Genomic DNA, 23,785 nt, shown 5'->3' on the forward strand with positions numbered 1-23,785 from the left:
TACTCTCCAAGCTTATGCGTTTTTAGCGCTTTGCATTAGTGTTTCAATATCGTTTATGGTTTTAGGCACACTTAGGGTTAGGTTTTCGTGCCCTGATTCAGTGATCAAAAGGTTATCTTCAATACGAATACCAATGCCTTTATATTGCTGTGGTGCGTTTGAATCTTCACTTATATAAAGCCCGGGCTCTATGGTTAAAACCATGCCTGGCTCAAATGCGCGTTCAACATTATTTTGTTTGTAATCACCTACATCGTGAACATCTAGCCCTAACCAATGACCAAGACCATGCATGTAGTATTCTTTGCACGCTCCTTTTGCCATTAATTCATCAAAGTCGCCGGTTAAAATACCTAGTTCGAGTAAACCTTGGGTCATCACTTGCATTGCACGTTTATTAGCGTGCGACATAAACCCGCCGGGTTTAACCTCTTCAAAAGCCACTTCTTGTGCTTTAAGTACAATGTTATAAAGCGCGGCTTGCGGCTCGCTAAATTGTCCATTTACGGGAAAAGTACGCGTAATATCAGCCGCGTAGCCTTGTAGCTCACAGCCAGAGTCAATTAATACTAGGTCGCCCGCTTTTAACACATCGCTATTTTGCGTGTAGTGCAAAATATTAGCGTTATCGCCACTGCCAACAATGGTGCCATAAGCTGGGTGCGGCGCACCGTTCATTGCATAATGATGATGCAGCTCTGCTTCTAGCTGAAACTCAGTAGCACCGGGGTGCGAATAGCGCATTGCTCGCATGTGCCCACGAGCACTTATTTCACAGCCTTCACGCATAATGTTTACTTCGCTTGGCGATTTAAACAAACGCATTTCATGAATCAGACCGCGTATTTCTTTTATGGTACCTGGTGCTTTAAGGCCTTTTCGTGAGCCACTTCTAAGCGTACCTAGTAACGATAATACTTTAGTATCAAATGAAGGATAAGCGCCTTGTGCAAAATAAATTGCATCTTTTTCATTGAGCATAGTTACTAGCTTATCGTTTAACTCACTTAGCGGGTAAGCTTCATCAAACAAGTAGTCACTTTTAGCTTTATCAAAGCCAATTCTGCGGCCATGCCAAATTTCGGCTAGTTTATCTTTATCAAGACAAAATAGTGTACTAGGTATATCGCAGTTATTACTAAGCACTAAAACGGCATCGGGTTCGTTAAAACCGGTTAAATAAAAAAAGTCGCTATCTTGTCTAAAAGCATATTCAGTGTCGCGGCTGCGGGTAACTTCACTGGCGGCAGGAATAATTGCCACACTGTTTGCATCCATTTGTGCCAGTAAGCTCTCGCGACGTGCTTTAAATTCTGACTTATCTATTTCAACCATTATTTACCAACCCGTTTTGCTGTTTTAAAAGTGAATGTTTAGTGCAGAGTTTTTTTAGTTGTTTGTGTTTTTTGCTCTTTACCTAACTCTGCAAAGCAAAGCAGTGCCGACACTCGAACATACTCAATCACTTCATGAAGCGCATTGCTGTCTTCTTCGGTTTCTTCAAAGGTGGTATCTAGGCGAGTGATCTCGCTAAAATCACTAATAACCTCTTTAACGTCTGCCGATAACTTACCGTAATCTTTTTGCTTTAAGCCAAAGCCAAGCATAAAGCCTGCAACCCATGATACGAGGCCATTTGCCTGATCGATGAGTGTTTCGTCGTCACTTGGTAAAAATAAGTCAAACGCAAAGGCTTCATCGTTAAAGCTTGCAACTACTTGCTTATAAATAGTGCCAAAAAATTGCTTTAAATCGTTACTAAACGATTCACCATCGTTAAATACGTCGCTTAATAAGCCTAAGTATTCTTTATCGTCAATACTTAACCCACATGCTAATAAGCCACTAATAACGCCATGTGCTTCTGCAGGTGATACAAAAATTTCGTTTTTTTCTAAAAGCAGCTGGGCTTTTTCGTAATCAGGTAAATCGCTCATGTTTATATCTTCACTTTGCTAGTTAAAGCAATGCTACCACTCGATAAAAAGCAACTCCAATTAATTGTATGATCAAGCTCAAAAAGCATGCGATAAAGTAAATGATGAGTTAAACCTGGGGGAAAACTAAGCGAACGGTTTAATTTTTTACGTTTAGGGTTTAAGGATTGGATTATGTCTTATATACTTAAATTGTTCCCTGGGGTACCGGAGCTTGGTTAAGTCCCTGAGCCGATAAATTTTATACCAGGATTTCTGTTCGTCTACTATTGTGCAAGCTTGGCATGTACCGAGAAGCCTACGGTAAACCGCAGATTTCCGCCCTGAAACCTTCTGGTTTCAGGACTGAAACCGGGTACCGTATCTTGGGGAACACCTTCTTAGTTTTATAATCCCTCTTATTATTTATTCATCTTCCTTGTTACAACTTTCTAAATTATTTTTATAATTTCAATGGTATTAAGTTAGCTATTTATTAAAGCGCCTAGAAAATAATGCAACTATAAAACGAAAACTATGACATAGAGTTGTTATCGCTAATTACTCCGTGCATTGCTCTAGCTTATGCATCCATAGCGTCGTATATAAATAATTTTTAACGCAGTGAGTGCCTATTTAATACAATAAATTGACCATGCTTTTAATAAAATTGCTATAAACTTTAGCAAAAAAAAGCTGTAAGCAATTTCTCACTCACAGCTTAGTCCTAGAACTCTTTTCAATTTATTTAGCTTTAACTCTAGTTACTTAAACCAACCCTGAAACCGCTCCATCAACATATAGTTTATGGGTACTAGCAATAGAGTAATAAAGGTTGCAAAGATAATCCCAAACCCAAGGCTTACCGCCATTGGAATTAAAAATTGTGCTTGCGTTGCCTTTTCAAATAACAGCGGCATTAAGCCTATAAATGTAGTTAAACTGGTTAACATTACGGGGCGAAAGCGTGATGCACCAGCAGCCTTAACCGCATCAATTATAGCGCCACCTTCACTGCGTTTTTTATTAATAAAATCAACTAAAACCAGCGAGTCATTTACCACAACGCCAATGAGTGCAAGCATACCTAACAAACTCATAATGGTTAAATCCATGCCCATGATCCAATGCCCCACTACGGCACCAATCATTCCAAATGGTATAACGCTCATTACAATAATTGGCTGCATGTACGATTTAAGCGGTATAGCTAGTAATGCATAAATTATAAAGAACACAAAAATGAGCGCCCAGCCAAGTGAGCCAAACGACTCTCTTTGCTCTTTAGCTTCACCTTCGAGTTTGTAATCAACACCTGGGTATTGCTGCATTAAACCATCTAAATACTCAGCTAAATCAGCCTGAAGCACCGTCATGTTGGTGTTATCTTTTTCAATATCAGCGGTAATATTTAAAGTACGATAGCGGTCTATACGGTTTATTGTAGATGGGCTTTGCCCTGCGCTTAGCGTAGCTACATGTGATAACGGTACTGAGCCACCTGAAGGGGTATCTATTAATATGTTTTTCAAATCAGCAACTGAGCGACGCTCATCAATAGGCAAGCGCACCATTACACGTACATCATCGCGACCACGTTGAATACGCTGTACCTGCGAGCCATAAAACGAGCTGCGTACCTGCCCTGCAACATCGGATCTATTTAACCCAAGCGCTAAACCCTGGTCGGTTAGCTCTATGCGTAACTCTTCTTTACCATCTGACATACTATCGGCAATATCAAATACCGTTGGGTAAGTCGCCAAGCGTGTTTTAATATGATCAGCTACATCTTGTAAAATAGTTAACGATGTACCGCTTAGCTGCACATCTATTGGATCTGAACTTCGCCCTATTTCAGCTCTGAACGTGAGGCTTTCTGCCCCTGGTATAATCCCAATTAAATCACGCCACTCACTTGCAAGCTCACTTGAACCTATGTCAGATTCACGCTCTTCAGCAGGTGTAATTTCAAAGCGCACAGAGCCTGAATTAGAAACGCCTCCACGCCCGCCAGTTGTTGCTAATATATTTAAAATAACGCTCTCTCCGGTATCTGGGTCGCGATATTTTTCTTGTAATTGCTGCGCTTTTTGCGACATATCAATCACGTATTTATTAGTCACTTCAAACGGAGTGCCGGTAGGTAGCGTAAGCTCTACTTTTATCGTTTCGCTTGGGATACGTGGAAAAAATACAAACTTAGTCCAACCACTGGTGATCATCGTTAATATGATACAAAACACGCCGATAAATAAGCTAACCGATGCCAGCTTATGACGTAGTGCTAAATTTAATATTGGTTGGTAATACTTCAAGATAGCGTTTTCAAATCCATCTGCAAAACGCTGTTGAAGAACATCAAACTTTGATGATTTTGTTTTTTGATTGCGAAGTTTTATGTATTTTAAATGTGCAGGTAGCACAAACTTAGACTCAATTAACGAGAATAGTAATACAGGAATAACCACCACCGGAATTTGTGCAAATAAAGCCCCGCGTGCGCCTTCAATAAACGCTAAAGGTAAAAAGGCGGCTACTGTTGTTAACACGCCAAACGTAACCGGTGTTGCCACTTCTTGCGTGCCTAAAATAGCAGCTTGTTCGCCCGACTCAGCAGTTTTGAGGTGAGTATAAACGTTCTCTCCCGTTACTATGGCATCATCTACCACAATTCCCAGCACTAATATAAAGCCAAATAGACTCATAATATTAAGCGTTACGCCAAATATCGGCATAGCAATAAATGCCCCCATAAATGAAACCGGAATACCAATAAACACCCAAAATGCAATGGCAGGGCGTAAAAATAAAGTTAGTAAAGCCAGTACTAAAATACCACCTTGTAGGGCATTGGTCGTTAAGGTTGAAATACGGCTTTTTACAAGCTCCGAGTCATCATCCCAATAACTAAGTTCGAATCCTTGAGGAAGCGAACTTTGCTCCTCTTTAATGTAATTTTTTACATCATCCGCAACTGCAATCGCGCTTTGCGGACCAATTCGATACACATCAATAAAGGCCGCTTGCTTACCATTAAAGCGAGTACGCACTGGGGTTTCTTCAAAGTCATCTTTGATTAATGCAATATCCCCTAGACGAATAATGGTGCCATCAGCTTGGTTTTTTACCACAATATTGGCAAATTCATCTTTACGATAAGCTTGCCCTTTAGAGCTAATAAGTACATCTCCCCCTTGCGTTTTTAAGTTACCGGCAGAAATATCTTTGCTCGAATTAGCGACAGCGCTAGATATTTCTGCAAGGCTTAAATCGTACTGGCGAAGGGTATCTTGGCTTACTTCTATAGCAATTTCGTAATCACGAACACCACTTAGCTCTACTTGCGTTACGTTGGGCAGACGCAAAATATCATCGCGAACTTTTTCGGCGTATTCAAGGGTTTCTTTTTCGCCATAAACACTTGATACAGTAACAGCAATTACATCTCTAATTCGCTCAGCAAGAGCCACTACAGGCTTTTCAGCATCAGCGGGAAAGGTATTTATGGCATCTACGCGACTTTTTATATCAGCGAGTAATTCACGAGGGTCGTAGCCGCTTTCTACTTCGATAGTAACAGAACCAGAACCTTCTGATGAGCGACTAAATATTTGTTTAATGCCCTCTAAGTCTTGAACTGCTTCTTCTATACGTATAGTCACCCCTTGCTCTACATCTTCTGGTGTTGAGCCCAATAAGCTTACATTTACGCTTATCATATCAGTTTCAAAAGACGGAAAAACTTCAAGCGGTATCTTATTTGATAAACTAAAAAGCCCCGACAATAATAATGTTACTAATAATAAATTGGCAGCAACATGGTTTTTAGTAAACCAAGCTATCATGGTCTGCCTCCTTGTTTTTCAGCGCGGCGCTTTTTCATTAACTCTTCAACGCTAATACCCAACTCTTTTGCTTTTTCCTCAAGCTGCTCTGGTGACATGCGTTTTCCTCTGCCTTGCCCCTGCGCACTTTTCCCTTTGGTTTGCTCTGCATTTTGCTCACCTAAAATACTCACTTGAGTACCTGAACTCACTTGTCCAAGTGGTGTTAGCACCAATTTATCGCCCGCAGTTAGGCCTGTTTTGATCATTGCCTGTGTTGCGTTTTGCCAAGCAAGCGTGATGTCTTTGCGTTTAAGTACACCCTCTTGCACTATGTAAACGTAAGTGCCTTGGTAAATTGTGCTATTAGGAATTATAAGTGCATTAGACACTGTTTTACCTGTAATTTGCGCCTTTATATACTGGCCTATTTTTATAGGGTATTGATTATTAGCTGTCGCTTTGTATGGGTCATCAATTTTAGCAACAACATAAAGTTGCTGTGCATTTTCATCTATAGCGCCTTCGGTGCGTGTAAGCTGCCCTTGCCATTGCTGCTCTCCTACTAAATCAGAGGTAAACTCAACTAAAGAACCGGCTTGGTTTTTAGCGCCATCACGGTACTGCTCTGGTAAATTAACAAACGACAAGTCTTTATTTTTAATAGGTAGGCGGATCTCAACACTGTCGATTGCATAAATGGTGGCAAGTTGCGTGTTATTACTCACCACTTGCCCTAAATCAACACTGCGACTAAGTATACGTCCAGCGTAAGGCGCTGTTACTTTTGTACGCTCTAAATCAAGCTGTGCTTTTTCAAGTGCAGCCTGCGCTGACAAAACTTCTGCCTCAGCGGCTGCTAATTGTGGTTCACGTAGCACTAAGCTACTTGCTTTTTCAGAGCCACCTAAACGCTGCCAATCAGTTATGGCTTGCTGTCCTCGGGCTTTTTCTTCAAGTAAGCTTTGCTCTGCACTTAATAAATTAGCTTGTGCCGATTTAACTTCAGCTTGATGATCTCTATCATCTAGTTGTAAAAGTACATCGCCTTTTTCAAAAAAACCGCCTTCTCTAAAATCATCGCTTACGTCAATTATTTGCCCCGAAGCCTGGGCTACCAATAAGCTTTGCGTACGCGGTTTTACCGTGCCATAGCTGTCTATCATAATTTGATAGTTTTGCGGTTTTAGCTCAAGTGCTGAAACACTTATTATTGCTTTAGGTGGCTTACCTGAACGCCTAGCTTCAGGTGGATTACCTTTAATAAACATAACAATTAATAAAGTCGCCACGATAACTACGGCAGGGATTAAAATTTTTGCAGTTTTAGTTTTCATCGTTATTGCTCTTTAGTTCACTTGAGGGTTTTGCAAAATCACCACCAAGGGCAATGTGTAAGTTAATTCTGTTAGCTATTAATTGATTTTTGATTTCAATTAAAGAACTTTGCGCGTCAAAAGAACGATCTTGGGCATCAAGTACCGTTGTATAAGTCACCAAGCCACTTTGATATTGCTCAAACGAAAGCTGCTCTGCTGCAAGGGCGTTTTCTTGTGCTTCTAGAGTACTTGTGTACTGCGCTTTAAGAGATTGTTGCTGTGAAATTGCGTTTTCAACATCGCCAAACGCATCATAAAGCGTTTGTAAATAAAGCTGCTCTTGCTTTTGAGTATTAAGGCGCGCTATTTCTTCGTTTGCTTTTAAACGCCCACCTTCAAAAAGTGGCGTTGAAATACTGCCAAGTAAAGACCAAGCGAGGCTTGAAGAAGAAAATAAATCGCTCACTCTATCTGTACTATCACTTAAAGACGCAGTTAAATTTAAACTTGGAAAACGCAGTTTGTGTGCATAAGCTAAAGCTGCATCGGTAGCTAAAAGCTCATACCAGCTAGCACGCAATGTGGGTTTGCGCGTTATAAGTTCTGATGGTAAACCTAAAGGTATAGCGGTATTAATAACGGGTAAGTCACTATTAGCGCTAATAGCACCTTTTGGATATTCGCCTAGCAGGCGTTCAAAAATACGCGATGAAGCCGATAAATTGGCTTGCTGCGTCGCTATGCGAGTGCGCTCAGTGTTAAGCTCGTTTCGAGCAAGGTACACATCAAGTGCTTCATTAATACCCTGACGATAGCCTGATTCAATTATTTCTAGGCTTTGTTGGGCGTTTTCTTCTCTGCGTTTAAATAGATCTAGCAACTGCTGCGCTGAAACGACATCAAACCAACTGGTAACAACATCTGCGACCAGTTGCTGCTTGGCTTGCTCAAAGCGTGCTTGTTGAGCTAAATAATTAAGATTAGCCTCACGCTTAGAATCAGACAATTTACCCCATAAATCAACTTCATAAGTTAAATCTAAACTGACTGAGCTTGCGTTATCGTAACTAACAGGACGATTATCTTTACTTCGACTTGTGCGAGCAGATAAATCTAGGCTTGGCCAAAGTGCTGCGCCAGATACTATTAGCTGCTGCTTTTGAATTTCAACATCATAGCTTGTTTGTAAAAGTTGCTGGTTGTTTTTAAGCGCTTGTTTTACAAACTTATCAAGCGTAGGGTTTTGTAACTGTGTAAGCCAATCGTTTTTCACTGCTAATACTGAATTTGATGCTTTTTGTTGCCACTGCTTTGGCACATCATCGGGCTGTTCTAAACGCTGAGACGAGTTTAAACTACTCGCACAGCCGCTAAGCAGCATCACGCTAATTGCCAATAAAGTTGGCTTGTATTGCCAAATCATATTTAAACCTAAATTACTGCCATTTATGAATGTAATTCAAGCACTTTGGAAAATTTTGCTCAACTTACTTTACATAACATTACATACGTTGCGATGAATTAACATAATAGCCAGTTATACGGTAAAAGTGAGAGTTTGATCAGGTTTAAATGTAAAAAAATAAACGTCATAACGTATAACATTTGCTAGGTGGGAAGTTATACACGCTATATTAAAATTAGTGACCTATTATCGCATTAATAAAATAGGTCACTAACAAGGCAGTATTATAGCGAATTGGCAGAAGCTTAAATTTCAGTAACAAAGCTCATGTACTGTTTCATATCACCAATAACAGCTTGCTCTAACAATTTTGCTGTTTCTAGCGCGTACGGCTGATTAAAGTGAATATCCCATAGAGCCGACTCATTTCGCCAATGTTCGTATACAACTAATGTATCGTTGTTGTTTTCAATGCTATATAAGTCAAACACTAGATTACCCGGCTCTTGGCTACGAGTTTGCTCTACATGCGTTTCAAAACGCTCTATTAACTGATCTTTAAAACTTGGCTTAATTTTAAATATAAAAAATAAAATAAACACATCGTCTTCTGGGCTTATAACTTTTGGATTACTTTTGTGAAGTGGTGCGGGAGCTGTGTTTTCAAGAAGCATAACCTCTGGTGCAGATTGGCTAATTTCTGGTAATACTTGTAATAAAGCGTGTGTATACCCTTGAGCGCCATGGTAATCAACCGCGTTTTGATCTTCAAAACGCTCATAAGCAAAAAATACACCCGGTGCGTTTTTATCTTGATATAAACGCATTTCTAATAGGCCAGTTTCGGCTTTAGCGCCTTGCTTATCGTCTTCTAGTAATGCTTTAAACTGCTCAATATTTTGTTCTTTAATATTAAACTTAACAATTTGTGTGATCATAATTAGCCCATACTTATTTTGTTGCTATATCGCCATTTATAAAAATAGTCAGCGAGAGTAGATAGGCTAATTGTGCAAAAGGTGAGAGTTTTTAAAAAGAGGGGATCAACCCAATTAATATGGAAGATATTGCCCATAATAATGTTGAATAAACCACAAATACAAAAAAAGCCCCGCAATAAGCGAAGCTTTTAAATAAATGGTGCCGACAAACTAAGTCGAACGGATCACTTATACAGACTACTGATTACAAGTCAGTTGTTTTATTATCAACTGCATGTACTTTAATGCAAACAAAAAAGCCCCGCAATAAGCGAGGCTTTTAAATAAATGGTGCCGACAAACTAAGTCGAACGGATAACTTATACAGACTACTGATTACAAGTCAGTTGTTTTATTAACAACTGCATATACTTTAATGCAAACAAAAAAGCCCCGCAATAAGCGAGGCTTTTAAATAAATGGTGCCGACTAACCGAGTCGAACGGTTGACCTACTGATTACAAGTCAGTTGCTCTACCAGCTGAGCTAAGTCGGCACACAAAACTGTGTGCTAAGGCACGCTCAATTTTAAAGATTGAGAACTTTTATAGCACTATTTAAAAACAAAAAACCTTGCTAATAAGCAAGGTTTTTAATAAATGGTGCCTCGACGCGGAATCGAACCACGGACACGAGGATTTTCAATCCTCTGCTCTACCGACTGAGCTATCGAGGCACATAAACTGTGCTAGTTAACGGTTAAAATAACAATTAACTTAAATAAATGGTGCCGACTAACCGAGTCGACGGGTAACTTAAACAGACTACTGATTACAGTTTTCTTTTCAAATTACTTTAAATAAATGGTGCCGACTAACCGAGTCGAACGGTTGACCTACTGATTACAAGTCAGTTGCTCTACCAGCTGAGCTAAGTCGGCACACAAAACTGTGTGCTAAGGCACGTTCAATTTTAAAGATTGAGAACTTTGAGTAAATGGTGCCTCGACGCGGAATCGAACCACGGACACGAGGATTTTCAATCCTCTGCTCTACCGACTGAGCTATCGAGGCACATAAACTGTGCTAGTTACCGATTAATAAAATTAATCTTTAACTTAATAAATGGTGCCGACTAACCGAGTCGAACGGTTGACCTACTGATTACAAGTCAGTTGCTCTACCAGCTGAGCTAAGTCGGCACACAAAACTGTGTGCTAAGGCACGCGTAATAATGTTTAAACTATTGATTAAACACCACTACTTTAATAAATGGTGCCTCGACCCGGAATCGAACCAGGGACACGAGGATTTTCAATCCTCTGCTCTACCAACTGAGCTATCGAGGCACTTAAACAGTGCTAATTAAAAATCTTAAAGGATTTTTAATGCAATTCCCACTCAGCTCTATCGACTGAGCTATCTGGGCGTGCGGCGTATTAAACGAGTTTTGCCCTTACAAGTCAACTTTTTTTTTACTCTTTATAACTGTTTGAACGGTTTTCAAGCAACCTGAGGCTTTTTTATAAACTTATGTTTATTTATCCACCAAATAAAGTTCAAAATCTCTTATATAATCAATTAAACCAGACTAAAAACGTAGTGAATTATTTTTTGTAAATGTTACGATTACTATAATAATACGGTAAAGGCTTACCGAAGTTAAATATACCAACTGGGAACATTCAATGCAGAGTAAATTCTCTTCACCGGTAAAAGGCTTACTACCTCTTTTTTTAATCATTAATATTACAGTAACAGCGCTCGCTATTATTGCACATTCATTTTATACACAAAGTGAAACTAACTCAGTTCAGCCAGAGCCATCAATAAATATTACAACTCTTGCTAATAGACTTAATTTACCAATGGTTGATGCACTTACTATGTACGGCCAAGGTAAAGTAAAGCAGTTACTTGATTTAACGTCCCTACTAGATAACGATTTCGAATACACTTTATATCGTTTTAATGCTACCTCGGAAACTCAACTAGTATACAGCAGTAGTCAACCAGCTATAGACTCAATTAAAACCGACCAGCATCTGGTTGAGAAAGGTATTTTACATCATATATTAACGCTGAATGATCAACCAATTGGCGAGCTTATAATTAAGCAAAAGGTAATGGCGCCACCGCTAAGCGCCCAAGACTCGCAAGTTATTGCCTACATTATTGCTATAGCAAGCGTAGCTGCGCTATTTATACTTACTTTAGCTTTTAATATGTACATTAATACGCGTTTACGTAAAAGCACCAACTCGCTTACTCAAGAATTAAAAGCAATAACAGAAGACGCTAATTACGATAGCAGTGTTAATGAGCGGCTAGACATTGGCTTAGGCGTGGTTGCAAAGCACGTTAATTTATTACTGCAAAAAGTGCAAAGTGCGTTGAGTGAAAACGACGCCGCACAAAAAGAGCTCTATAAACTACAAAATGGACTTGAAGCCGAAGTTCAAAACCGTACTTTAGCCCTTGAACAAGCAACCTTAAAAGCTGAGCGAGCTAGCGAAACTAAAACAACCTTTTTAGCCACAATGAGCCACGAAATAAGAACACCTATGAATGGCGTTATAGGCACTATTGATTTATTACGTCAAACAGAGCTTGATGGTGCACAGCATCGCTTAAGTACGATTATTCGTGAATCGGCATTTTCGCTATTAAGCATTTTGGATGACATATTAGATTTTTCTAAAATTGAGGCCGGAAAACTTAATATAGATCCCACCCCGTTTTCTGTAACCGATACTATTGAAGAAGTTGCTAGAGTACTCTCTTCTGTTGCAAAAAAACGAGAGCTTGATTTAGAGCTATCAATAGCGCCTGATATTCCGACAAACCTTACAGGCGACAGCGTACGCGTTCGTCAGGTTCTTTATAACCTATGTAGTAATGCAATTAAATTTACAAGCACCGATGAGAAAACTCAGGGCCATGTAAAAATATCAGTAGAAGTTGCTCATAATACTGCTGATCACTTTACCTTACGCTTTTGCGTAACTGATAATGGTAAAGGGATGACCCAAGCTCAACTACGTGAAATATTTAACCCATTCATACAAGCCGAAAACTCAATTACCCGAGAATATGGTGGTACAGGTTTAGGCCTCTCTATTTGTAAAAGTTTAACCGAGCTAATGCTTGGTACAATTCATGTTACGAGCCATGCAGGCATTGGCAGTGAGTTTACTGTTGAGTTGCCATTTAGCACATCCGGTAAAATTAAATACGCACACAAAGGTGCGCTAGCGGGTAAACAAATTATTGTTGCCAGTAACCACCTTGAACGTGAAAAAGTAATGTATCGTTACTTATCGTTTATGGGCGCTAAAATCACTTATGTGCATAGCGAAGCTGAAATAGAAGAGCACCAATACTCTCAAGATATTATTTGGGTAGCTGACGGTATAGATAACATGGATAAAACTAACGCACTGCTTAGGCGTTTATTTTATTCATTAGAAGATTATAACCAACAAGTCGTGGTATTAAGTAAGCTTGATGAAGCGGCTATAAATCATAAAAATATTTTTTATATAAATGCCTCACCTTTGTGTAAATCTAATTTTATGCTTTCTATTTTAGTTGCTGCGGGTCTGCACACTCCTAAGCAAATTAAAAAAACCAAGTCACTTAATAACTACTTAAATGTTGAGCAAGCTCGTAAATCTAACAAGTTAATTTTGTTAGTAGAAGACAATCTCTTAAATCAGCAAGTATTAACTGACCAATTACACATACTAGGATTTGGCGTTGAAATAGCTAACAACGGTGAAGAAGGTCTAGATATGTGGAGAAAAGGTGACTACTCACTTATTTTAACCGATCTACATATGCCTAAAATGTCGGGCTACGATATGGTCGAAAAAATTCGTAACGAAGCCGAGCTATTAGAATCAGTAGATGCACAACCTTATATTATTGCTGTAACCGCAAACGCACTTAAAGGTGAAAAAGAGCGATGTTTAGCTGTAGGTATTAATGACTTTATTACTAAACCTATTGAACTTAACGCACTAGAAGATACTTTAAAACGTTGGAGCGATAAGCAAAACCAAAGCCAAAATGTAATTATTCATCAAACAACAGCATTGCCTATTGATATGGAAGCCGTTACTAAATATGTAAATGGCGATACAGCTAAACAAATTCGCTTTTTCAAAATGTATTTAGAACAAAGCCAAGGGCTAATTAAAAGTATTAACTCTGGTGTGATGGTTAACGATTTAAGTGAGATCATTGATGGGTGCCATCAATTAAAATCAATTTCTAAAACAATTGGCGCACAAATGGTATCTGAGCTTGCAAATGCATTTGAAGATAAATGTAAAGAAGATGAGCTAAGCACTGATGAGTTAATAGATTTACGCGATAAGCTTGAAATTGAATACTCTAAAGCAGCTCAATTTTTAAAAGAGCAAGTAAGAACAGCTGAAGATGAGCAAGAGGACGAGCTGACCGATTAACAATAACGCGAGTAAGCTAATTTGATAATAAAAAAGGGCTAAATAGCCCTTTTTTTATAACTTTAAATAATAGAGTTACTTTTCAGGCGGTCGGTAACCTTCAATTTCAACATCTTTATCTTCAAACAAAAAGCCAACCATTTGCTCTTCTAAAAATGTACGGTGCTCTGGGTCCATCATATTTAAGTGTTTTTCATTGATAAGCATTGTTTGCTTATGCTGCCACTGCCCCCAAGCTTCTTTAGAAATATTGTTAAAAATTTTCTCGCCAAGTTCACCTGGGTATAACTGAAAACCAAGCCCTTCGGCTTCTTTTTGTAACTTTTGACAAAATACTGTACGTGCCATAATTGACTCTCTTAAGCGCTAAATGCTAATAGTTTAACCTATTGGGCTAATTTGTTTAACCAACTTTTTAGTGGGTGCAGCTAAGCCAACCTCTACAGATTGATCAAGCGGATACCACACTAATTGTTTATCGTTTACTACATCTGGAATTTGCTTAACATTAAGTACATGCGGATTAATAGTTAATTCAAAATGCGAAAAAACATGAGTAAAAGGTTCTAGTAAATCGAGATCGCTATTAATGCCTTGCTGAGCTAAAAATAGTTCAAGGTCGCTGAACTCGTTAAATTCAAAAAAGCCAAACAAACCTCCCCAAATCCCACTGCTTGGGCGCTTTTCCATTAAGACTTTTTCATCACACTTAATAATTAATTGATGGCAGCTTTTTTTAGGGACTGCTTTTTTAGGTTTAGAGTGCGGAAATTCTTTTACCTTACCTGCATTAAAAGCACCACAGCCTGAATTTAACGGACATGCCTGGCAATCAAAGCGGCTACGAGAGCAAAGGCTTGCACCTAAATCCATCATGGCTTGATTAAATTCAGTTACGCTATTTTTAGGTGTAAGCTGATTAGATAAATGCCATAACTGGTTTTCTACTTTTTTAACGCCGTACCAGCCTTCAATCATAAAGTAACGTGCTAATACACGCTTAACATTGCCATCTAAAATTGGATGATGCTGTCCAAGCGAAAGCGACAGCACAGCTCCAGCTGTAGAGCGCCCTATTCCTGGTAAGTCCATTACCTCATCAAGTGTTTGCGGAAACTCACCATGGTACTTATCACGTACTATTTTAGCGGTTTTATGTAGATTGCGCGCACGCGCGTAATAACCTAAGCCAGTCCAGTGATGCAGTACTAAATCTTCATCAGCATTAGCTAAAGCAACAATATCAGGAAAGCTTGCCATAAATTTTTCAAAATATGGGATTACAGTAACAACTTGGGTTTGCTGTAACATCACCTCAGATACCCACACTTTATAAGGGGTTTTACCTAATTGCCACGGCAATGTTTTACGCCCATGGAGGTGATACCAATCAACTACTTGGCTGGCAAACCAATCAGACTGCTTTTTATCTAAATCTAACATATTACGCTTTTACTCATGCTCAATGGCGGCTCAGTCTATTGTAGTTAATAAAAAGATCAAGCTATGTGGGCTGTATAATACGCTAATACTTGTGATTGGCGTCTTGGTCAGGGATAATACGCAACCATTTTTAAACACATTGTTTTTGTCAGGCCAATAATATGAGTGAATCAAGTAACAACAACCTTGAGCAAGCTAAGCAAGAAGGTAAGTACATCCGCACTATTCGTAGTTTTGTAAAACGCGAAGGCCGATTAACCAAAGGTCAGGCCGCTGCGATTGAAAAATGCTGGCCAACTATGGGCCTTGAGCACAAAAATGGCTTACTTGATTTAACCCAAGTGTTTGGTAACAACAACGATGTGGTGCTAGAAATTGGTTTTGGTATGGGCAAGTCACTTGTTGAAATGGCAAAAATTGCACCGCACCTTAACTTTATTGGTATAGAAGTACACCGTCCGGGCGTTGGCGCATGTTTAATGGATGCCGATGAAGCTGGTGTAACTAATTTACGCGTGTTTGAACACGACGCAGTAGAAGTGCTTGCTGATTGCTTAAGTGATGAGAGCCTTACTACATTGCAATTATTCTTCCCAGATCCATGGCATAAAAAGCGCCATCATAAACGCCGTATTGTACAAACTGAATTTGCTGAAAAACTACGTTCTAAATTAAAAATAGGCGGTGTTTTTCATATGGCTACTGATTGGGAAAACTACGCAGAACATATGCTAGAAGTAATGCAAGCTGCCCCCGGTTATAAAAACCAATCAGAGACTAACGATTACGTGCCTCGCCCTGACTTACGTCCACTTACTAAGTTTGAGCAACGCGGCCACCGATTAGGTCACGGCGTTTGGGACTTAATGTTTGAACGCACTAAGTAATTACACTTTTATATTAATTTAACACATTGTAAGGCAAAGCCATTTATGAGCGTATTAACCAACCCAAGTTTACTGTTACTTCGAAATAGTGAAGAGTTAACGGGTAAATCAATCTTGGTGGTCAACTTTGTTCAAGATGGCTTTTTAAATGAACTTAAAGCACTAAACCCGCAAAGTAATATTACAGCGTTTAGCTACAACCATGCCAATGGCGATTTTGCTAAAAACGTTAAAGGTGTTGATGTATGTATTAACCACACTATTAATGGCGAAGGTTACGATTTAGTTATTCTTTATTATCCTAAATCTAAGCCCGAACTATTAATGGCGCTAGATAATATTCGTGCGGTAATAACTAAAGACGCTGAGTTACTCGTGGTTGGCGAGAACAAAAGTGGTGTTAAATCAATTGAAAAACAATTAACGGGTAAGGCTGGCTTTAGCAATAAAATAGACTCTGCAAAACATTGTGTACTTTATTCTTTTAGCGACATTGAGCTAAATGCACATTTTGATATAAGCACTTATCACAAGCAGTTTACTATTGATGTAGCCAATACTTCCTTTACAGCTATTAGCGTACCAGGCGTGTTTAACCACGGTGGATTAGATGCTGGTACAAAGATGCTACTTGAAAATGCACCAACAGTTAAGCAAGGCAAAGTACTTGATTTTGGTTGCGGCGCTGGCTTAATTGCCACCTTTTTAGGGCTACAAAACCCAGCACTTGAATTTGTATGTTCAGACGTAAGTGCTTTAGCTACCTACGCTACAGAGCAAACACTAAAGCTAAATAATATTAAAGGCGAAGCGGTATTAAGTGATGGGCTTAAAAATATTACTGGTAAGTTTGATTTAATAGTGAGCAACCCACCGTTTCACACAGGGATTGCAACAGATTACACCGTAGCAGAAACATTTTTAGCTAATGCAAAACAGCACTTAACTAAAGCAGGAAAGCTAAATATAGTAGCTAATAGCTTTTTAAAATACCCGCCAATTTTAGAAACTCAGTTTGAAAACTATCAAACAGTATTTAAGAATAATAAATTTGCGGTATATAGCAGCTAGTTTGATTTTACGAAAAGCTTGAGCACTAAAAGTGCTTAAGCTAACTTTCGAATAAATATAAGAATTAATTTAGTTTTTTTCCTTCCTTTTCTGCTGTCTTTGCTAAACTAAAACTCTAAATAATTAATATTGACTCAGGCGATATTGAAATAATGCCTAAAAAAGTACATCAAAGTAGCATCCGAAAAGCACTAATAAATTTGATTATGCTTATAACAGCTATTTGTCTGTCGTTATCTATTTCGATATCGACATACTTAAGTGTTAAAGAGCAAAAGCAGTTAATTATCAATAAGCTTGTGATCCTTTCGGAAATTGTCGCTTTTGATGCCGGAGATTCAGTAGCCAAAGATGATCGAAAAACAGAAGAAAAACGCCTTAAATCATTCGAAAATATTCCTTTAGTAAAAAACATTCATATTTACTCAATAGAAAAAACATCTCAAAAACCCGTTTTTTTTATCAGCTTTAATGCAAAAAAAACCCCGCCAGTACCATTAAGAATTGATAGTGTAGATGAGCTAACTACGCCGCGAGTTACCAGCGAGCATATAGAGCTAACACGCCCTATTTATAATAATGAAAAGGTAATTGGCTATGTATATATGCGAGGCAGTTTAGAAAGCCTAGAAGTATACATAGAGCAAAAAATCTTAATTGATGTATTACTCACACTGTTGATACTTGCAGTTGTGTACTTTATTGCAGCTAAAATTCAGCGCCGCATTGCCAGCCCGATAGAGCAATTAAGTATGTTATTGCAAGATGTATCAAAAAATCATAATTACGATGCACGCGCTCCCATTACTGATGTAAAAGAAATTACTGCCCTGTCTAACAGTTTAAATATCATGCTTACACGCACTAAAAAGCAACTTGAGCGCCATGAAAAAGACAAACAAGAAATAAAGCAGCTAAACCAAAGCCTCGAAGAAAAAGTAAATCAAAGAACTATCGCTCTTAGAGAGGCCAATCAAGAGCTACTATCTACCCTTGAGCGAATGCATCAATACCAAACACAGATAGTTGAAAACGAAAAAATGGCCTCGTTGGGACAAATGGTCGCAGGTGTTGCTCATGAAGTTAATACTCCTATAGGGCTCGGTATAACGGGCTCAACTCTTCTACGCGATAAGCTGGCTGATATTCAACAAAGCTTTAATGACAAAAAGCTGACTTCAAGCCACTTAAAACGCTTTATTGACGAAGGTATTGAAAACTTAGATTTAATTTATCGAAATCTAAACCGTGCAGCAGATCTCATTTCAAACTTTAAAAAAGTTGCTGTTATTCAAGATGATGGGGTTAACACTCACATAAATATACATAAATTAATTAGTGATGTTTTAACATCAATACAATCGGAGTTGCTCCCTAAAAAACCCGTCGTTGTTATCAACTGCCCTACCGATTTAGCCATTCAAAGTAAGTCGGAGCCATTACAACAAGTATTTCAGCAGTTACTTATGAACTCTGTAATACATGGCTTTGTAGGGAAAGAAAATAATGAAATTCGCTTTGATGTAGAGCTGGTAGGGAAAAAGTTAACTATTGTTTATTCTGATAACGGCCAAGGCGTTGATAAAAATATTAAAAACAGAATATTTGATCCTTTTGTGACCTCAAAACGCGGGCAAGGCGCCAGCGGCTTGGGCATGCACCTAGTTTATAATTTAGTTACCCAAGCGCTAGGTGGCAGAATAATGTTTGATATTGAAGAGAAACACGGCACTCGATTTATAATTACGATTCCTTAAATAAAGATCACTTAAAAGTGCATTTATTTAAAATTTATCCTTGAATTAGTATTTAATGACCTCATTTAGAATGCATGTGGTAAACAAGTAACATTATTTAATTACATTAAATAAATATTACCAAGCAAATTATGAACTTTATTGGCTTTGCTGTATCACATACATTGATGAAAGGTTAGAAAATGATATAATTTCGCTTTGAATTAGTCTGATTATTTTAAGTACCTTATTTGATTGGTGGATGTATCAATTATCAAAGGAAAATGGCTTCGACTTTATGATTCAAATGACTACATCCATGAATATATCAATTAAACAGTAGTTTTTGCACAGCCCTTTTTTGTAGACTTTGGATACCCTACTGTTTTATTTTTATCCAATTTGTTTTTTCTTGTTAACAAATGGGTATAATCCTAATCTCTAGTAATCGGTTATAAATTCATCACCGATTTTTTGTAAATAAAATATTCCAAAAGGTTAATTAATAATGCAAACGCCAGTCATTCTAATCGTAGAGGATGAAGACGTAACTCGACTCAACCTCGTTAGTTTATTTGAAGCTGAAGGTTATAAAGTTATTGAAGCCATTGATGGCGATGATATGCATGACAAGCTTACAAATAACGATGATGTTAATCTTGTTGTTATGGATATCAATCTTCCTGGTAAAAACGGTCTTATTTTAGCCCGTGAATTACGCCAAAAGCGCAAAGTAGGCCTTATTTTCTTAACAGGTCGTGATAATGATGTTGATCGTATTTTAGGTCTTGAAATTGGCGCTGATGATTATATCACTAAGCCATTCAACCCACGTGAATTGACTATTAGAGCGCGTAACCTTATTACTCGTACAGCATTAGGCGGTGAAGAGTCGGCACTAGAAACAAATGGTGTGCTTACTTTTAACGGTTGGGAGCTTGACGAAAATAGCCGTTGCCTTACTTCTCCAAGCGGCGATGCTAAACGTTTACCTAAAGGTGAATACAGAGCACTTCGTTTAATGCTTGATTCTCCTGGTCGTATTTTTAGCCGTGAGCAATTAATTAAACACATGACAGGACGTGAGCTTCGTGCAAATGACCGTACTGTAGATGTTACAATCCGTCGTATTCGTAAGCACTTTGAAAGCGATAACTCTACTTCAGAGCTTATCAGCACCATTCATGGTGAAGGTTACCGCTTTATTGGTAAAATCGACGCTTAATTAGAGTAAAACTCGTTTACTCTAATTGTTGTAAAAATAAATGAAGGGCTTGTTGTCCTTCATTTATTTTATCTGCTAAAACATCTAACCACTTTTGTAATATCTCATCAGACTCTTCAATCGCACCATATTCCATTACTTTTGCATGTAACTGTACGTCGTTTAAACCAACAGAGCCTGCTGCCCCCTTAAGCTTATGCGCAACCGATTTATACTCTTCTCTGTCGTTTGAGCTAAGTGAAGTTAGCATTTCTTGTTGATACTGAGGATTTAGCTTTTCAAATAATTGACTACTACGCTTAAACACTTCTAAGCCCATTGAGTTAACAAAGTCTTCTATTGTTTCTACATCGAGTAAATGTGCATTAATTTCTTTAAGCGCTTCTTCGCTCACTTTTAATTGTGGCTCAGTGCACTTAGCCTGCTTAATATCAAATAAATCTGCGAGCATTTTATCAAGCTTAACGGTATTAATTGGCTTAGCCAACGCACCTTGAATAGAAATTCCTTCAAGCTCTTCTTCGGCGCTACGCACGTTAGCCGTAAGCGCAACTATAGGCAGTTTATCAAAGTGGCTGTCTGATCGTATGTGCTTAGCAACCACATCACCATTTATATCCGGCAACTGCATATCTAGCAGTACTAAATCTAAATCGTCTTCGGTTTCTACAAACGACAGTGCATCTTCGCCGGTTTCAGCCCAAAGCACTTCATGGCCTCGCTGCTCTAACAAGTTAGTTGCTATTTCAGCATTTAGCGGCACATCTTCTACAAGTAATATATATAAGCCTCGTCCAACATAGCTCTGCTCTGTAGGTGCTACACATAAACTAAGTGGAATTTGTACTGTAAAACAGCTGCCTTCGCCTTCACTACTATTAACTGTAATTGTGCCTTTCATAGCACTAACAAGTGCCTTAGTTACAGCAAGTCCAATGCCAGACCCTATTGCGTTAGTCCCTTTTAAATCGGGTGCTTTGTAGTACATATCAAATATTCGAGCAAGTTGATCTTGCGGAATACCTTGCCCAGTATCTGATATTTTAATAACTAGCCATGGCCCCTCTTCACGGTTTTCACGGCTACACTCAAGGGTCACTTTACCTTGCTGGGTAAACTTAACGGCATTATTAATAAGGTTCCAAACAACTTGGCGTAAACGTGTAGGATCAAGCAATGCATACACGTCTAGCTTGCCATTTCGCTCAATATTAAACTCTAACTCTTTTTGCTCAGCAATTAGACCTGCAAAGTTAACCACATCGTTTATAAAGTCTGAAACATTTATTGAGTCGGTTGCAATATCAAGCTGATCTCTATCTATTTTATCTAAATCTATAATATCGTTAAAAATATTACCGAGTGTTTCTGCACTCGAAAACACTGTATTACACCAGCTACGCTGTTGTTTGTTCATTTCTGTATCAAGCAACATGCGGGTTAAGCCAACAATACCATTAAGTGGCGTGCGTAACTCATGGCTCAGCGTGGCTATAAACTTACCTTTATCTTTGTAAGCTGTCTCAAGGGCTTGGGCCGCTTCTTTTCGACTAGTTATATCACGTCCAAAACCAAGCAAACCTATGTAGTCGCCCTCATCATTTATAAATGGCAATTTACGTAATTCAAACCAACGTTTTTCACCCTCAACCTCGTACCCTACATCTATAGTTATAGGCTTATGAGTTTGCTCAACTTGCTCATCGGTAGTCAGTACTTGAGATAAAAAGTGTGTAGGGAATATTTGTTCAGCACTTTTACCAATAATTTCGCTACTTGATTTCCCCATAACTTCTTCAAACATTTTATTACATCCGGCAAAAACACCATTGTTGTCGCGGTAGTAAAATAAATCGGGGGATGAATCAACTATAGAGCGAAGTAACATGCCTTGTTGAGCTAATTCTTGCTGCGTTTTTTTACGCTCTGCGATTTCTCGGCGTAGCTCTTCAATTGCACGGTGCTTGGCATGAAATGCCATTTTACGCTCATCAATCTCAATATTTAAACGATTGATATTGTCTTTTAAAGTTTGGTTTAAGAGTTTTTCTTGTTTTGTAGCACTATCTAAATAAGCGTAAGAGGCATCTAATTGACGAACAGAATTAAGTAATACAGTAATAATAAGAGGCGAGACAACGGCTGCAAAAAATACCACAGCTAAAATATCAACAATATGCAGCTCACCAATTGCCACGTAGTAAAACATGCTCGATAAAATAAGTGATGCAGATAACAATAAAGCATAACAAAAAGCTGCCGTTTTAAACTCACCAAATCGCTTTATTGAGCTAGAAAGAGCCCTAACCCAAGGGCTCAAAGAATAATCAGTCATACGTAATTTTATCTCTTAGCTGTATGCTTAAATATAAAGAAGGCAATGTGTATGTATAAACATGCTATTTTGCCAGATTTTAGCATTTTTATGTTACCTCTACTCATGTTGTGCGATAAAAACAGAAAATTTTCATGTTTGAATTCGCCCACTTCTTAAACTCATCATTTCAGCAATAAATTATTTAGTGTAAAATGCAGCGCTTTATTATGACCAATAACGAGTAGCGTACATGCAAACCAACATGCCCGATATAGCTGACACGGCTCCCGCCTTACAAACAGGTAAGTTAGACTGGGTTGGTATGGGCGAAATAGAACTGCCATTTATTTTTGAATCAAAAGATTTAGCACCCGTTACCGTTAACGCAAAAGCGCGTGCATTTGTTAACTTGCATAAAGAAGATGCTAAAGGCATCCATATGTCGCGCTTATTTTTAGCGCTCGACCTACTTTCTACCGAACAACAAGTTAACCCGCAAACTATTGCACAGGCACTCGATACATTTATAACAAGCCATGAAGGCTTAAGTGATAAAGCGCAAATAGAGTTTAAGTTTGAATTACCGCTACGTCGTAAATCACTATTAAGCGGTAAAGCAGGTTGGAAAAGCTACCCTATAACGCTTACCAGCACCATTGAAAATAACGTTATTAGCTACGAGTTAACCGTAGATGTAACTTACTCATCTACCTGCCCGTGCTCTGCAGCACTTGCAAGGCAGCTTATTCAAAATGCATTTAATGAAAAGTTTAACCAAGAGACGCTAAGTCAAAAAGATGTGCACGAATGGCTAGGCACTACGCAAGGTATTGTAGCTACGCCTCACTCACAGCGCTCAATTGCCAATGTAAAAGTTAAACTTGATAGCTCGTGCGATGAATTTGACGTTGTTAATTTAATTAATACGTTAGAAGCTGAACTTAAAACACCGGTTCAAGCGGCAGTAAAACGCGAAGATGAGCAAGAGTTTGCCCGCCTTAATGGTCAAAACTTAATGTTTTGTGAAGATGCTGCTCGTAAAATTAAAGCGGTTCTTGAAAACGATAACTTTAGTGATTACTGGCTGCAAATAAATCATTACGAATCACTGCATGCACACGACGCAGTGGCTATTGCGGTTAAAGGTGTTAGCGGCGGCTATAAAGCTTAACTTCCTTGAAGTGATAGTTTATAAATTCATACGGTAATTAACTCATAACACAAAGCTTTTAGGCACGTAAATTGCTT

At 38.5% G+C, this 23,785-nt stretch carries 15 protein-coding genes, 6 tRNA genes and 1 other RNA gene; 7 read left to right on the forward strand and 15 right to left on the reverse strand.

The window, feature by feature from the left end; translation table 11 throughout:
• Nucleotides 1-12: 12 nt before the first annotated feature.
• Together pepP and CWC11_RS07035 are read right to left on the reverse strand one after the other, a co-directional pair.
• Nucleotides 13-1,335 carry a Xaa-Pro aminopeptidase gene (gene pepP / locus CWC11_RS07030; protein ID WP_138682130.1) on the reverse strand — a complete coding sequence of 441 codons (1,323 nt, stop codon included), beginning with the start codon at nt 1,333-1,335 and terminating at the stop codon, nt 13-15.
• A 38-nt stretch (nt 1,336-1,373) separates the two neighbouring features.
• The gene (locus tag CWC11_RS07035) at nt 1,374-1,937 is read right to left on the reverse strand and encodes a UPF0149 family protein (protein WP_058548079.1); all 564 of its coding nucleotides are present in this window, start codon (nt 1,935-1,937) and stop codon (nt 1,374-1,376) included.
• 193 nt (nt 1,938-2,130) lie between these two features.
• Here CWC11_RS07035 and ssrS point away from each other — a divergent pair.
• Nucleotides 2,131-2,313: non-coding RNA, 6S RNA (ssrS, locus tag CWC11_RS07040), on the forward strand.
• A gap of 367 nt (nt 2,314-2,680) precedes the next feature.
• Here ssrS and CWC11_RS07045 read toward each other — a convergent pair.
• The 10 genes from CWC11_RS07045 to CWC11_RS07090 all read right to left on the reverse strand — a co-directional run bounded on the left by CWC11_RS07045 (nt 2,681) and on the right by CWC11_RS07090 (nt 10,735).
• Nucleotides 2,681-5,764 carry an efflux RND transporter permease subunit gene (locus tag CWC11_RS07045; protein WP_138682131.1) on the reverse strand — a complete coding sequence of 1,028 codons (3,084 nt, stop codon included), beginning with the start codon at nt 5,762-5,764 and terminating at the stop codon, nt 2,681-2,683.
• Entirely contained in the window at nt 5,761-7,080 is a 1,320-nt protein-coding gene (locus CWC11_RS07050; protein ID WP_138682132.1) for an efflux RND transporter periplasmic adaptor subunit, read from the reverse strand. Before CWC11_RS07050 ends, CWC11_RS07045 begins: the two co-directional genes overlap by 4 nt.
• The gene (locus CWC11_RS07055; protein WP_138682133.1) at nt 7,070-8,485 is read right to left on the reverse strand and encodes a TolC family protein; all 1,416 of its coding nucleotides are present in this window, start codon (nt 8,483-8,485) and stop codon (nt 7,070-7,072) included. The genes CWC11_RS07050 and CWC11_RS07055 overlap by 11 nt, the downstream gene beginning before the upstream one ends.
• Nucleotides 8,486-8,772: 287 nt before the next feature.
• Nucleotides 8,773-9,405, reverse strand: coding sequence for a putative quinol monooxygenase (locus CWC11_RS07060; protein WP_138682134.1), 633 nt, complete (start codon nt 9,403-9,405; stop codon nt 8,773-8,775).
• A gap of 462 nt (nt 9,406-9,867) precedes the next feature.
• Nucleotides 9,868-9,943: transfer RNA gene (locus CWC11_RS07065), tRNA-Thr, on the reverse strand.
• 104 nt (nt 9,944-10,047) lie between these two features.
• Nucleotides 10,048-10,123: transfer RNA gene (locus CWC11_RS07070), tRNA-Phe, on the reverse strand.
• 128 nt (nt 10,124-10,251) lie between these two features.
• Nucleotides 10,252-10,327: transfer RNA gene (locus CWC11_RS07075), tRNA-Thr, on the reverse strand.
• Nucleotides 10,328-10,384: 57 nt separating this feature from the next.
• A tRNA-Phe gene (locus tag CWC11_RS07080) sits at nt 10,385-10,460 on the reverse strand.
• Between the two features lie 52 nt (nt 10,461-10,512).
• A tRNA-Thr gene (locus CWC11_RS07085) sits at nt 10,513-10,588 on the reverse strand.
• A 71-nt stretch (nt 10,589-10,659) separates the two neighbouring features.
• Nucleotides 10,660-10,735: transfer RNA gene (locus tag CWC11_RS07090), tRNA-Phe, on the reverse strand.
• 339 nt (nt 10,736-11,074) lie between these two features.
• Here CWC11_RS07090 and CWC11_RS07095 point away from each other — a divergent pair.
• Nucleotides 11,075-13,858, forward strand: a complete 2,784-nt coding sequence (locus tag CWC11_RS07095; protein WP_138682135.1) for a hybrid sensor histidine kinase/response regulator — start codon at nt 11,075-11,077, stop codon at nt 13,856-13,858.
• A gap of 75 nt (nt 13,859-13,933) precedes the next feature.
• Here CWC11_RS07095 and CWC11_RS07100 read toward each other — a convergent pair whose 3' ends face one another.
• Together CWC11_RS07100 and mutY are read right to left on the reverse strand one after the other, a co-directional pair.
• Nucleotides 13,934-14,206 carry an oxidative damage protection protein gene (locus tag CWC11_RS07100; protein ID WP_004587535.1) on the reverse strand — a complete coding sequence of 91 codons (273 nt, stop codon included), beginning with the start codon at nt 14,204-14,206 and terminating at the stop codon, nt 13,934-13,936.
• Nucleotides 14,207-14,239: 33 nt separating this feature from the next.
• Complete coding sequence (mutY, locus tag CWC11_RS07105) at nt 14,240-15,301, reverse strand: A/G-specific adenine glycosylase (protein WP_138682136.1); 1,062 nt, start codon at nt 15,299-15,301, stop codon at nt 14,240-14,242.
• 161 nt (nt 15,302-15,462) lie between these two features.
• On the opposite strand from mutY, the gene trmB reads away from it, so the two are divergent.
• The 4 genes from trmB to arcA all read left to right on the forward strand — a co-directional run bounded on the left by trmB (nt 15,463) and on the right by arcA (nt 20,220).
• Nucleotides 15,463-16,188 carry a tRNA (guanosine(46)-N7)-methyltransferase TrmB gene (trmB, locus tag CWC11_RS07110; RefSeq protein WP_138682137.1) on the forward strand — a complete coding sequence of 242 codons (726 nt, stop codon included), beginning with the start codon at nt 15,463-15,465 and terminating at the stop codon, nt 16,186-16,188.
• Between the two features lie 45 nt (nt 16,189-16,233).
• Complete coding sequence (locus CWC11_RS07115; protein ID WP_138682138.1) at nt 16,234-17,259, forward strand: methyltransferase; 1,026 nt, start codon at nt 16,234-16,236, stop codon at nt 17,257-17,259.
• Nucleotides 17,260-17,411: 152 nt separating this feature from the next.
• A complete protein-coding gene (locus tag CWC11_RS07120; protein WP_138682139.1) occupies nt 17,412-19,016 on the forward strand; it encodes a sensor histidine kinase in 1,605 nt (534 codons plus the stop codon).
• A gap of 487 nt (nt 19,017-19,503) precedes the next feature.
• On the forward strand, nt 19,504-20,220 hold the full coding sequence (arcA, locus tag CWC11_RS07125) for a two-component system response regulator ArcA (RefSeq protein WP_058549545.1): 717 nt from the start codon (nt 19,504-19,506) through the stop codon (nt 20,218-20,220).
• Between the two features lie 16 nt (nt 20,221-20,236).
• On the opposite strand, the gene arcB is transcribed toward arcA, so the two are convergent.
• A complete protein-coding gene (gene arcB / locus CWC11_RS07130) occupies nt 20,237-22,555 on the reverse strand; it encodes an aerobic respiration two-component sensor histidine kinase ArcB (RefSeq protein ID WP_138682140.1) in 2,319 nt (772 codons plus the stop codon).
• 232 nt (nt 22,556-22,787) lie between these two features.
• On the opposite strand from arcB, the gene folE2 reads away from it, so the two are divergent.
• Nucleotides 22,788-23,708 (forward strand): GTP cyclohydrolase FolE2, encoded by a 921-nt coding sequence (folE2, locus tag CWC11_RS07135; protein WP_058549543.1) that lies wholly within the window; start codon nt 22,788-22,790, stop codon nt 23,706-23,708.
• Nucleotides 23,709-23,785: the final 77 nt, after the last annotated feature.

It is taken from the genome of Pseudoalteromonas sp. S3178 (genome assembly GCF_005886985.1).
GTDB classification, from domain to species: domain Bacteria; phylum Pseudomonadota; class Gammaproteobacteria; order Enterobacterales; family Alteromonadaceae; genus Pseudoalteromonas; species Pseudoalteromonas carrageenovora.